Raw genomic sequence first — 12,235 nt, 5'->3', positions numbered from 1 at the left:
GAAAGCATGTTACGTTTTGTTGATATAATTGCGGATTTAGGCTTGCCGTATTTTATGATTGATGCAGGATGGTATGGATTAGAACATGAAAGAACCTCTAACCCATTAACAGCTATTTCGGAAATTGATTTACCAATGTTAATACAAAGAGCTAAAGAAACTAATGTTGGCTTATGGCTTTATGTTAAACGTGTAGCTTTTGATGAGTATGATATTGATATACTACTATCTAAGTATAAATAATGGGGAGTAGTTGGAATAAAACTGGGATTTTTAAGCTAACAAAACCAAAATGGTGTTAAACTTTTACAACGAGTTTAAAAAAAATTGCAGCAGCATTTATAAACTTAATATTTTGACCCTTGATTCGCATTAATTACTTATATACATATAATAGAAAAATTAGATAAAACATTACAATTACCTTTTTTTTAGATTTCTTGAATCTTTAACGGTTGGTTATGGAAATTTACTTGAACTATTTAAATTCTTGAATGATTGGGAGGGATTAAAATATCTTAAAAGACTCAATATCCTGGATAATAATTATTATGAAGGTCTTGGAATTGAAGGTGTTAATTTAATTCTTTCAAAACTAAAACTGAATTTTCTTCTATAAGATCTCGTAACGTATTTAGAACTGGTGTAAAACAAGCTCATATAGAACTGCTTACTGGATATAATTTACTGAGGTAAGTATATATTTGTATAGATTATTAGGTCTCAAAAAATGATTTTACGCTCTAAAAATTAGAAATCTGATAGACCTTCTTCAATTTTTTCGCCATTTTAGTTAGACGAAGTCCGACTTCTTTCTAGTGGAACAATTTCTAAATTTATTTTTTTGCTGATTTTCAAAATTAATCTTGCTTATGGAATAGTTTTTAAGGGTGGGTGTGTAGGGATTTTTTTTGGATATATCTGCTGTTTGTTTGTTAAAATTATACTTTAAACGTTCTATATTTTAAATTTATGCGATAGTATTGAACGGAAATTAAGTTAAAAGTTTCGGATTGAACTAGTCGAGAGTACCGTTTAATAGAGGTAGTTTGATAATTTTTTGGTTAACTTCTAATGGTGAAATGTCTTAATTTAATCCTAAACCAACATTTTAAGCGTATATAAATGTAACGAAACAATACTCCCAATATTTTTTTCGATATTTAATAAGTTACTTTGAGCTAACAGGTTTAATGATAAACGAGAATTAGCTACAAATTAGTTTCAATTTCAAATGAATCTTTAAATGGGATAAAATCTTTATCTAGTATGACCCAAATTTTAAAACCTACAATTTACTTTCTCTTTTTTATTTTACAATTTGAAATAGCTTCCTCTCAAGTACTTTTTGAGGAGACGTCCGAACATGCAGTGCAATCCATAGAAGGAGGAGCTACTTGGTTTTCTGATGATGAGACTAGTACGATTAGCTATAACAATAACGGAACCTTGGAAGCACAAAGAGCGTTATTATATTCTACGGAAACCTTTCAGTCAGAAACGGGTTTTAAGTTAACCATTGAATATGCCATTGGATCTATAGAGAATATCGCTGAACATAATTTTTCATTTGGATTGATAAGTGATGATACAGAATTATCTTCCTATTCAGGATATAATCCTTTTGGTTCGGACCAAACTGTGTATAGTATCGGAGTTAATTTGACAGCCAATGAAGGTGAAAATGTAAGAGGCGTGAACTTTACGAATGGTTCAGAAAAAATTACACTTCATACTTCAGGTAAAAGACAGCAGTTTTTAGAAGGCGAAAAAACTAAAATATTCATGGAAATTGGAATAGGTGGCTTTTGGTCACTGTACATTAACGATGAATATGAGGAATCGGGAATCTTTTCAGAAGGCTTCGATTTGACCAAGAACTACCACATTGCTGTATATGGACAGGATTATAATGGAGGTGGTAAATTAATTCAATCTATTAAATTAGAAAAACAATATGCACCTGGTGAACGAGCGGTGCATAAAAGAGGGACTTGGTCTAACAATTCTACTTTTGTAAAAGATCCAGAGTATCAATTAAAAACAGTTACTCTTACGGGACCAAGGGGCTATAATTCTGGAGCGACACAGTCTCCATTGCATTATGTTCAACATAAATTATTAGAACAGCTATGGGGAGGAGATGCTGATGAAAACGGAGACTCCATTAATTTGATAGTACCACCTTGGGGAGATTTGAATAATGATACACCTGACGATGATTTTTATATGGATGAAATATTAGAAATCAAAAGTAGAGGATATAAAGTATTGGGGTATACCAATAGCAAAAATTTGTTAGGTGTTGTAGGGGAAGATTATGATGTGATTGTTGAGAGATGGAAAAATTATTGTGATACAAACACTGAAGTTTAGACGTTTATAAATAGTCAACCTTATCATACAGGTATTTGGAATACTACTACAGAAGAATATGAAGATGCTTCTGAGACTTATCCAGATAGGAAATATTTGTTTTGTTATGCAGAATATATTATAAAAGATTATTCTTTAAGATATAACAAACATTTTAGTTCTTATCAGTTTGATGCTGCATCTACAATAATGGACCTTGGTGAAGATAAAATAGGAACTGGACTTATCGAAAATGAACGTATTTATCAAGCCTTTGCTAATGCAGCCAGAGCAGGAAACCCTAACCTTGCAGTGTCTTTTAATAATGGGAGAGGTACTGTGAAACAGAATGCATTTCCTTTCGCAGGTTCTCTTTGGTCAGAAGATTATAAATTCGGTCATCCTTATGGTGGTAATAACAACCATGGAGATGTAGAGAGTGGTCTTTACGATAGAAACTACACTCATATTACTCGTATTATGGACACAGATGGCTACGTTCATACAGGAGATGTTGCTACTTGGGACGATAAAATTGTAGGGAATTTTCATTCTAAACTAGCTACCAGTGCGTGGGGAGATGGTCCTTATCCAGGTTGGGAAACAGAGGATTTGATTCAATGGACTTATGAAGCTTTGTCTAACGGAGGTTCTATTGTTTGGTCTGGATCTTTTTCTAATATTTTTACGGAGAATGTGGAATGGAGAGAATGGGCTTTTATACAGATGAAGGCGATAGATGATTATCTATGTCTGCATTTAAATCCAAATGCGCCTAACTGGGCAAGAGCTTATACCGTTTTGCCTGACGCCACTGTAGGTGAGGCTTATTCTCATACTTTAATAGAAGGTGTAGATTTTTGGGATCCTGAAGGAGATGACATTAGTGCTTTAGTAGCGATGACTGATGCTCCATCCTGGTTAATTATTAATGAGGACCCTGAGAATTCTGGACATTGGATTTTAAGTGGGATACCTACGGAAACAGTTGAGTATAGATATAATTTTGAATTAGAAGTTACAGATGAAAATGCCTTTAGTGGAATTCGTGACGTAGAAATCAAAGTCAATTTTGGGGACACCTACATTTCTGTTTCTGGAATAGATTTAATACTGGAAAGCACATTCATACAAGTAGGAGAAACATTCGCTTTACCGAATGCCATTTATCCTTCCGGTGCAAGTAATCAAACAATGTTATGGACTAGTAATGATCCTACAGTAGCTACGGTTAGTAATACTGGTGCAGTGATGGCGCTACAGGAAGGGACAGTTATGATTATTGCGACTACAGAAGATGGAGCATTTATCGATGCAACTGTGGTAACCATCTTAAATAATGGTGAAACGATATCTGAAGAAGAATCTGAAGTTGTACTAGCATATCCTAATCCTACCAATGCAGAACTTACCCTAAACGGAGTAATGAATTCCGTAGTACATGTTTATGATATTTCTGGCAAACGTTTAATGACCACGGAAAAAATTGTGACAGAGAGCGAAACGATAAATTTGAGTAATTATCCAAGAGGAACATATTTATTGAAGGTGTATAGTCTTGAAGGCATAGCTCGAATAAAAATTTTAAAAGAGTAATATGGAAGTACACAGTGCATCTGCAATTCATTTTTTTGCATATAACTCCCACTAAATAGCGATGTTATTATTTTATAAATAATTATTTGGTGTAACGGATATTTTTGTTGGGTTCGGGACTTTTTTAATTATCCGTTAAAAGATTCTCTATATTTCAAAGGCGAAATACCTGTCTTTGTCTTAAAAAGTTTACTGAACGATTGCGAATGTTCAATATCTAATTTGTAAGCGGTTTCTGAAACGGACAAATTGGTTGTAGATAATTTTTCTTTTACTCTTTCTATGCTTACATTATTGAATATGTTATTGTGTATTCATTCAGTTAAGCGAACTCAACAAATCACTCAAAATAATAGATATGCAGTGACAGGGTGACCCGGTAGAATGGCAGATGTTCTGCGTTCAACCAATGTTAATCACAACATACCGATGAATATTAGTATAGGTGGGAACTTATTCGGAACAGGGAATAATATTCAATCTTACCTCATCTCAGCAAGGGGTACTGGTGCCGGTTTATTGGTTGTTTCAAATATATTGGATTTTACGAAATTTTAAAACATCAAACTTTGATAATCTATTAACAGAAACCTTTGCCAACACTTTGAGAAGAGCATATGTAAATACATTTTAAAATACATCAAATAATGCTTATTATATTTCTTATTTGGTCTAAATTAATTTGACAACATTATTAATTATAAAAAACTCCTACAAATCATAAGATTCGTAGGAGTTTGATATTGTTTTATGACTTTGTCTGGTTTTAAATTTTGAAATACCAGCAAGTATAAGGTTTCTTTATAATTCTAGATCCTTGGTTTTTAACCTGTGTGCTGCTAATAGTAAGCCTCTATACCTTTTATCATTCAGAATAATAGGGGAATGGTTTATGTTCATTTAGAAAAAGGATCCTCTTTAGAGGGGCCTTTTTCTATATAAACTAACTCAACTATAGTCTCAACTCAACTTTAAACTAGATTTTTATTACCCAGAATTCTGTAAGAGTGAAGGTGCTTTTCAACTTCAGTTGCTGGTATTGGTAAATAATATTGTTTTGCGAACCATGGCCTAGTTATATCGGTATATTACGTAAAAGATAAGGTGTCATCCGTAGCTTTAGTCCATGTTAACCCTTTGATAGGGAAGCCTAAATGTGCTTCATTCATCCAACGACTTTCATCAAAAAAGTTGTGGCCTTCAAATGCAAGTTCAATTCTTCTTTCTCTTTTAATCGCTTCTTTTAATTCCTCTCCGCTAGCAATAATATCTGGTTGTAGCGCTCTACGAGATATTTTATTAACAAAGGTTCTAGCACTATCATCATTCCTTAATTCTGCCTGTGCTTCCGCATAGTTTAAAAATACTTCTGCTAAACGATATAAAATATAGGAGCCTTGCGGTGATACATCCGTCAAAGCAATTAAACTTTCGTCTTGAAATTTTCTGATACTATATCCTGTTTTAGAGGAATATTGTTGGTTTATTCCTATTTCTTCAACAACACCGTTTGAAGAATCTGGACTGTCTGGAATTGTTTCACTAGGCGTACCAGCTAAGGCGTAATTTACTGCACGTCCTCTGAATTGTGCTCCTTGAAAATTTAAATATGCATAATACCTCATTTCTCGATTCGCATTTGGGTTTGTAGCATCGTATGTAGTTCCTGCATCAGTAGTACCTGAACCATCAGCCATATAGAATTCTAAAGCAAAATTATGTGAAGGCGAAGATAATCCCCATCCACCATAACCACTTGGTAATCGTGTTTGGTCAGGAAACGATACTACATCTATTCCAAAATTATAATAGGCAGCACCAAATGGTCTTGCAAAAGGTAGGTTTTGATTGGGTGTTATAAATAAATTTTGATAATCAGTAAAATCTTACCTTAATTAAATCTCTGGCGCCTACAATATTGATAATCGCTTTTGCAGCATCTGCAGCACTTCCTTCAGCATGATCATAAAGTGGTCTGCTTGGAGCTTTACTTGAATCGTATAATAAGTACTCCATTTTAAGCTAATTTAGCCGTGAGAGATTACCCAGTTATTCCAAGTCTATAGGAGACTTTGTTCTAATATATACTAGGCAATTTCAGAACATAATCCATCATATTCTTTTGAAAATTGTGCACGGACAAGACTTTCGTGCAAGAATATTTCGTCTGTAGTAAGAATAATTTTTTCGGTTGAATTAGCTATAGTTACGTAGTGTTTATTTTTCATGGTTGAAGTTTTTGGTGTTAGGCAAAGATGTATTTTACTTGTGCTAGAATTGTTATATAATTTTCTAATTATGTTTCATGATTTCAGGAAATATATTTTATTTTTAAAGCAGCTTTGTAGTCTAATTCCTTTAGCGTATTCAGTTGTCTATCTAATGAATTATAGTATTGGTAATTAAGGTACGTACATGCTTTGAGTGTAGTTCATTGGTTATTTATTCAATACGCTATGAGTAATTTGTAATTGTAGCAATTGAACACTATGGTATTGGTAGAACCGGGCTTTATTTTAATTAAAATAGTTAAGAGACTTAAATGTTAAACAATGTTCCTTTGCTATTAATTTTTCTGATGTCAGGTTTTGAAGCCCCATGGGTAATTAGAATTTTTTTACTACTAAGCCCTTTGGGTGCAGGGTAGGGTTAATAATGATTTCAAAGTCAACCACGCCTAAAATAAGCTCTTCTTTTGTAATGACTTCAACCTTCCATAATCCTTGTTTCAAATTATTTTTAAAGGTATAGCCGCGATAACCAGCATCTCTGCCTCCTGTAATATCATAGCCAATATCTTCAATAACTTGCCATTCGTTAATCGTATTATCATACCAATTCCAACGGTGTGATATTAACTTTTCAATATCCGTTGGAGCAAATATTGAGGTGAAAATATATACATTTTCACCTGGATTATGAATGAATTTCAGTCTATGTTCCCTCCAGAATACGTAAGATTCATCGGTTTCGTAGGTAACTACATAATTATGATTTTTCACTTCAACATTGTGTGCTACAATACCATTTGCTAGCGCAAGAGGTACGGGAGGAATGAGTCTAAAGTAATAAAATATATTAATGGAAGCGTACATGAAGAATACAATACCCAGAATTCTTCCAATATGTATTTCTTTACGAGTACTCGGGCTAACACGATAAATGACGAATATGAATAGTATGGTAAACAGCAAGCTGAGTAAACCCGATATTATAAAAATGTTTGTATTCATTACTTTTATGAATACGGGTATCATAAAAGTGAAAAAGGTAAAGTTTACAAAGAAGTAAAGACTAAATTGTAGGTACTTATTGGAAATCTGTTTTTTTAAAAATTCATTAGCAACCAATAATGAAACCAGAATAATAAAGAATGAAATTGTCTTGGATAGAGAAACACTGCGAGAAAAATAAATGACATATGCACTGGAAAGTGCACCGAAAAAGAATTGAATAGCTAATGGTAGATATTCCTGATAGCGCTCGAGTAGTGTGTTTTTCCATTTACCATCGTCCGCTAGATTATAGAGATAAAGGGCTACGGTCAATGATGTCATATGTAAGCATAAAACTATTAAATCATACAACCTGTCAATACGTCCAAGAGTTAAAGAATCAAATATAAATCCGCCAATAAAGAATACAAGAGGAGCATATTTTTGATATTTCCTTAAATATCTTCTAAAAGCGCTATTTCTAAATTTAACTAATGTTCTTTTCATATAAAGTATAGCGATGTTTAAAAAAAAATACAATTGGGTATACTAAACTATGATGATTCGTTTATTTTATTTCTATGCTTGTATCTAATGCTGTGGTTTGATAAAAATGGATGTAATAAAAACTTAAACTAGTATTTTATCTCAGCTAAAATCAAAGTAAAAGAAATTAATGACTTGTAATACCATCTGGACTTAATATTCTTTATAAGAGCTATCCTCTCTATATTAAGCTTAAATTTTTAGAGTATCCTAGTGTGAAATAGAGACTTACTTTGTGTGGACTAAAGAGAGGTTGCACTAAAAGTATCTCCCTGAGAAATATCTCCGGTTTCAAACCCTTTCTTAAACCATCTCATCCGTTGTTCAGATGTTCCATGTGTAAAAGAATCTGGAACCACCCTTCCTGTAGACTGTCGCTGTAAACGGTCATCTCCAATAGCATTGGCAGCATTGAGTGCCTCTTCAAGATCACCATTTTCCATCATTTGAGTCATACTTTGTGAGTGGTTTGCCCAAACACCAGCTAAAAAGTCTGCCTGTAACTCTAATCGAACGGAATATTTATTGAATTCTGTTTTGCTTACTTGCCCTCTGAGTTTATCTAACTTATCGGTTGTTCCCATGAGGTTTTGAATATGGTGGCCAACTTCATGTGCAATTACGTATGCTTGTGCAAAATCTCCAGGGGCATTCATTTTGTTTTCCATATCTTGAAAGAAGCTAAGGTCAAGATATAATTTCTCGTCACCAGGACAATAAAAAGGCCCAGTAGCACTAGAAGCAGAACCACAGGCAGATGTAACCTGACCCGTGAAAATAACTAATGTTGGCTCTCTATAATTATCCAAAATATCATTCCATACATCTTCGGTACTGGCAAGTATAGTAGCACTGAATGCTGCTTGTTCATTTTCTTTCTCAGTGCCTTGATAGGGTGTACTCGAAATTGCTTGATTGTTACTATTGCCACCAAGAAATAAATTACCAATAAAATTTAATGGATTATTACCAGTAATAAATGAGACTATAAGTAGGACACCGACGATGACTAAACCGACTTTTGAAAATAGAAGTTTAAATAATGGTCCAAGTAACATGGGATTGAAACCACCGGTACCTCTTTTTGAACTAGATCTACCTCTTTGGTCGTCTACATTTGAACTTTGACGTCTGCCTTGCCATTTCATGCTTGTAATTTATTTGATAAAAATAATTGATATAATCCAGTTTATGAAGTTTTACAGAAATATAACTTCCAAGCGGAAAGTTACGTTCTAGTTCTATGACGAATTAGCTTTATAGAATTTTTTTTTGATTGGATTGATATTTTAATTTGAATCTAATGTTTTTGATGGTATTAAGAGAAGAACTTGAGCCTCTTGCTATGGTCTTATTTGTTATTTAAAGGGGAAGTTAAAGGCTAATCAAAATGCTAATGCCTAATAAAATAACGGAGCAAGAATAGTAACAATTCTAAAGTGCCAAAAGTTTCAATACTAATAAAAAAAACTCCTACAAATCATAAGATTAGTAGGAGTTTGATATTGTTTAGTGACCTCGACTGGATTCAAACCAGTAACCTCTTGAGCCGTAATCAATAAATATAGTTGATGATGGTTGCAGATTTATAGCTTAATACTACTGTTAGTCATTGTTTTTAATGGGATTGTTTGATTATCGTTAATGATGGATATCTTATTATTATGTCCTTTTTTCTGCAAATTTTCTGCAAGACATGTATATTTGCAGAAATAATTTAGTAATGAGTTACAATATTTCTATACGATTAGATAAGCGCAGAAAAAAAGGAACTGGAATGTATCCTGTAAAACTCCGTGTTTATGGTAAAACAAGTAAAAAAGAAAAATGGTATAGTTTAGACATTGACTTAACGGAAAAAGAGTTTGAAGATATTTGGTTAAATCCTAAAAATCGTAATCTTAGAGGCTCAAATAAAGATTTACGTTTAAGGCTTCAATCTATTGAAAATAGAGCAAATGACGAAGCGAAGTTAATGGATGTATTTAATTTTTCTAAGTTTGAATTTAAGCTATTTAGAAAAACTTCTGACAAAAACAATTTATATTATCATTTTCATTTAGCTATTGAAAAAAACATTAAAAATGACAAAATAAATACTTCTGAAAGCTTCAAATACACTTTAAATTCTTTAAGTAATTTTAGTAAAGAAATAAAGAGGTGCGCTATAGAAAAGCTAAGATTTCAAGATATAACTATAGAGTGGTTGAAAGATTATGAAAAACATATGCTGGCTATGGGCAAAAGTTACACTACAGTTTCAATATACACTAGAACGCTAAGAGTTATCTTCAATAATGCAATTGAGGTCAATGACCTTAATGCTGATTACTACCCATTCGGAAAGAATAAATACAAAATACCAAGAACCAAAAAAGTAAAGAAGGCTCTAAATTCAAATGAGCTTAAAGTTTTATTCGAATCTAAAACAGCAAATAGCAACGAAGCAAAAGCTAAAGATTTTTGGTTTTTTAGCTTTGCCTGCAACGGAATAAATCCAAAGGACATTGCGCTATTAAAATATTCGGATATCAAAGATGATAAATTCACTTACTATAGGGCTAAAACTTTTGATAAAACTGCAGAAAAAACTAAGATTATTATTTATTTGACTGACTTTACGAAAAGTATTATCCAACAATATGGAATTAAATGTAAGAATGGTTTTGTATTTGATATCATAAGTTCTGAAGACGATACTTTAGAACAACATAAAAAAATAAAAAACTTTACGCGCTATGTGAATGACCACATTAAGAGAATTGCAAAAGCAAATGACTTACCAAAGGATATTTCATTTTACTATGCAAGACATAGTTTCGCAACTAATTCACTTCGTAAGGGGGCTAGTATGGAATTTATAAGTGAAGCTTTAAATCATAGCGACCTTAGTGTGACTAAAAATTATTTTGCTGGTTTTGAGGATGAAGCCAAAAAGGAATTCGCTAACTCAATTATGGATTTTTAATTATGATAAACAAATATACATGTAATGAGTTGCTTTTTAGTTTAACGGCAATGACACCATTTAATATAGTTGAAAAAGTAGAAGAGCTTCTTTACCATTCAGCTTTTACAGAAAGCAAAATTCATCTTCAATTATTTAAAAAGTATATTAATGATGATGAAATTTACAAGGATAGAATTGAAAAGTATCTGTCAATAACGCTCATTATAATTAATGACGAGAAATATACAGAATTAGAATATGTATTGATTGTTATTTCATTAGACCTCTTATTATTTGACGAAATACTTAACATAGATGAAAAAAAAATGTTAGTTATGAGGGTTCTGGATATTATAGACTTTGAAAATAATGGAGAAATTGGAAAGCTTAAATTTATTGTAATACAGGAGTTTCTGATTACATATAGGCTATTTTACAATGAACAATTATTTAATTTGGGATTAGACAGTTTGAAAAATTTTGAAATCCTAAATGAGCTGTCAAATGTTGTAGATCACTACACAAATATTCTCAGAAATGAAGATCAATCTATTGTGAAATTATTAGATACACCTAGGAAATTTTATAATCAAAAAAAGAAATACTTTGAAGATAAATACTCAATCGAGAAAGAAAAAAGTATAACTACTGGTTACATAAATGATAGTATAAATGATAACTATGAAGAAGAACATTTAAAAGAGCTAAAAAAAATATGGTTGGCAACAGCAAAAATTTCTATTCATGATTTTATTGACATCGGGGTAAATAACCATATTTGGGATGAAGATTACCGTATTATTTCTAAAAGAGGTAACCTTTACGGTTCTGGTAAAAGTTTGCTGAGTAGTTTGTCTATTGCGTTAAAGAATTATGCTATACCTGAAATAATTGATTACAAAATTGTTGGAAGTGCTTTTTGCAAGGCTTTTAACATTAAGAATAATGAAAACACAAAAGAGAAATATAAAGCTTTTAGTTCCGGAAATCCAGAAATTATTAAAGAGTTTAAAAGGTTATATAAGATATGATTTAAATTTCGTGAAAATTCGAAGTAAAAAAAAATATACTTTTAAAGTGCTGAAAGGCAGTTACTTAATTGTCTTGTGAAAATTCGTGAAAATTCCAACCTTGGTTTAGACTCAAATTGCGGTATAATTAATTATTAAACTGCAAATATGATAGCATTTGAACAAACACAACAAGACGTTGTAGAGATTAAAACAGAAATCAAAGAATTAAAGGCCTTATTATATCAAAAGGTAGAGGCGCAAATCCAAACAGACGATCCATTGTTTATTGACGGGGTAGAACGCCTATCAGGTTATAGTAAACCTACTATTTATGGATTCTGTCAAAAAAACACAATTCCTCATCACAAAAAAAATGGTCGTTTATTTTTTTTCAAATCTGAAATTATAGATTGGATAAAAGAAGGGAAACAGAAAACCATAAATGAAATTGAAGCGGATACTGATATTTTATTTCAGAAAAAAAGTAAATCTTTTTAATTATGGATAAAATAGATATCAGGATTGGCGAAAAAACCATTTCAATAAGCGTTAGTCTAACG

Annotated in this window: 11 protein-coding genes and 1 pseudogene; 6 read left to right on the top strand and 6 right to left on the bottom strand. The window is 32.0% G+C overall.

All coding sequences use genetic code 11. The annotated features are described in order from the left end of the window. Positions 1 to 6 precede the first annotated feature (6 nt). The 3 genes from GQR94_RS02250 to GQR94_RS02240 all read left to right on the top strand — a co-directional run bounded on the left by GQR94_RS02250 (position 7) and on the right by GQR94_RS02240 (position 3,951). Positions 7 to 243: a hypothetical protein gene (locus GQR94_RS02250; protein ID WP_158973887.1), complete on the top strand. Its 237-nt coding sequence runs from the start codon at positions 7 to 9 to the stop codon at positions 241 to 243. A gap of 1,026 nt (positions 244 to 1,269) precedes the next feature. After that, complete coding sequence (locus tag GQR94_RS02245; RefSeq protein ID WP_158973885.1) at positions 1,270 to 2,376, top strand: hypothetical protein; 1,107 nt, start codon at positions 1,270 to 1,272, stop codon at positions 2,374 to 2,376. A gap of 96 nt (positions 2,377 to 2,472) precedes the next feature. After that, a complete protein-coding gene (locus GQR94_RS02240) occupies positions 2,473 to 3,951 on the top strand; it encodes a T9SS type A sorting domain-containing protein (RefSeq protein ID WP_158973883.1) in 1,479 nt (492 codons plus the stop codon). Between the two features lie 128 nt (positions 3,952 to 4,079). On the opposite strand, the pseudogene GQR94_RS02235 reads toward GQR94_RS02240, so the two are convergent. From GQR94_RS02235 to GQR94_RS02215, 6 genes and pseudogenes are all read right to left on the bottom strand, one after another. Continuing rightward, a pseudogene (locus tag GQR94_RS02235) lies at positions 4,080 to 4,235 on the bottom strand (helix-turn-helix domain-containing protein); the annotation flags it as partial. Between the two features lie 804 nt (positions 4,236 to 5,039). Next, entirely contained in the window at positions 5,040 to 5,747 is a 708-nt protein-coding gene (locus GQR94_RS02230) for a RagB/SusD family nutrient uptake outer membrane protein (RefSeq protein WP_233268679.1), read from the bottom strand. A gap of 79 nt (positions 5,748 to 5,826) precedes the next feature. Next, entirely contained in the window at positions 5,827 to 5,967 is a 141-nt protein-coding gene (locus GQR94_RS22595) for a hypothetical protein (protein WP_233268616.1), read from the bottom strand. A 71-nt stretch (positions 5,968 to 6,038) separates the two neighbouring features. Beyond that, positions 6,039 to 6,179 (bottom strand): hypothetical protein, encoded by a 141-nt coding sequence (locus tag GQR94_RS02225; RefSeq protein WP_158973881.1) that lies wholly within the window; start codon positions 6,177 to 6,179, stop codon positions 6,039 to 6,041. A 378-nt stretch (positions 6,180 to 6,557) separates the two neighbouring features. Continuing rightward, positions 6,558 to 7,673, bottom strand: coding sequence for a DUF2914 domain-containing protein (locus tag GQR94_RS02220; protein WP_158973879.1), 1,116 nt, complete (start codon positions 7,671 to 7,673; stop codon positions 6,558 to 6,560). 281 nt (positions 7,674 to 7,954) lie between these two features. Continuing rightward, positions 7,955 to 8,860 (bottom strand): neutral zinc metallopeptidase, encoded by a 906-nt coding sequence (locus GQR94_RS02215; RefSeq protein ID WP_158973878.1) that lies wholly within the window; start codon positions 8,858 to 8,860, stop codon positions 7,955 to 7,957. Between the two features lie 629 nt (positions 8,861 to 9,489). Between GQR94_RS02215 and GQR94_RS02210 the strand changes: the two genes are divergently transcribed. The 3 genes from GQR94_RS02210 to GQR94_RS02200 all read left to right on the top strand — a co-directional run bounded on the left by GQR94_RS02210 (position 9,490) and on the right by GQR94_RS02200 (position 12,173). Continuing rightward, positions 9,490 to 10,680, top strand: coding sequence for a phage integrase SAM-like domain-containing protein (locus tag GQR94_RS02210; protein ID WP_158973876.1), 1,191 nt, complete (start codon positions 9,490 to 9,492; stop codon positions 10,678 to 10,680). Positions 10,681 to 10,682: 2 nt separating this feature from the next. Further along, a complete protein-coding gene (locus GQR94_RS02205; protein ID WP_158973874.1) occupies positions 10,683 to 11,693 on the top strand; it encodes a hypothetical protein in 1,011 nt (336 codons plus the stop codon). 147 nt (positions 11,694 to 11,840) lie between these two features. Further along, complete coding sequence (locus tag GQR94_RS02200; RefSeq protein WP_158973872.1) at positions 11,841 to 12,173, top strand: helix-turn-helix domain-containing protein; 333 nt, start codon at positions 11,841 to 11,843, stop codon at positions 12,171 to 12,173. Positions 12,174 to 12,235: the final 62 nt, after the last annotated feature.

It is taken from the genome of Cellulophaga sp. L1A9 (assembly GCF_009797025.1).
Classification (GTDB): domain Bacteria; phylum Bacteroidota; class Bacteroidia; order Flavobacteriales; family Flavobacteriaceae; genus Cellulophaga.
This window is presented reverse-complemented; position numbering and strand designations above follow the sequence as displayed.

Coding starts and splice junctions, on each gene's coding strand:
- GQR94_RS02225 (WP_158973881.1), bottom strand. CDS start 6,179: ATGAAAAATAAACACTACGTAACTATAGCTAATTCAACCGAAAAAATT.
- GQR94_RS02210 (WP_158973876.1), top strand. CDS start 9,490: ATGTATCCTGTAAAACTCCGTGTTTATGGTAAAACAAGTAAAAAAGAA.
- GQR94_RS02250 (WP_158973887.1), top strand. CDS start 7: ATGTTACGTTTTGTTGATATAATTGCGGATTTAGGCTTGCCGTATTTT.
- GQR94_RS02245 (WP_158973885.1), top strand. CDS start 1,270: ATGACCCAAATTTTAAAACCTACAATTTACTTTCTCTTTTTTATTTTA.
- GQR94_RS02205 (WP_158973874.1), top strand. CDS start 10,683: ATGATAAACAAATATACATGTAATGAGTTGCTTTTTAGTTTAACGGCA.
- GQR94_RS02215 (WP_158973878.1), bottom strand. CDS start 8,860: ATGAAATGGCAAGGCAGACGTCAAAGTTCAAATGTAGACGACCAAAGA.
- GQR94_RS22595 (WP_233268616.1), bottom strand. CDS start 5,967: ATGGAGTACTTATTATACGATTCAAGTAAAGCTCCAAGCAGACCACTT.
- GQR94_RS02200 (WP_158973872.1), top strand. CDS start 11,841: ATGATAGCATTTGAACAAACACAACAAGACGTTGTAGAGATTAAAACA.
- GQR94_RS02220 (WP_158973879.1), bottom strand. CDS start 7,673: ATGAAAAGAACATTAGTTAAATTTAGAAATAGCGCTTTTAGAAGATAT.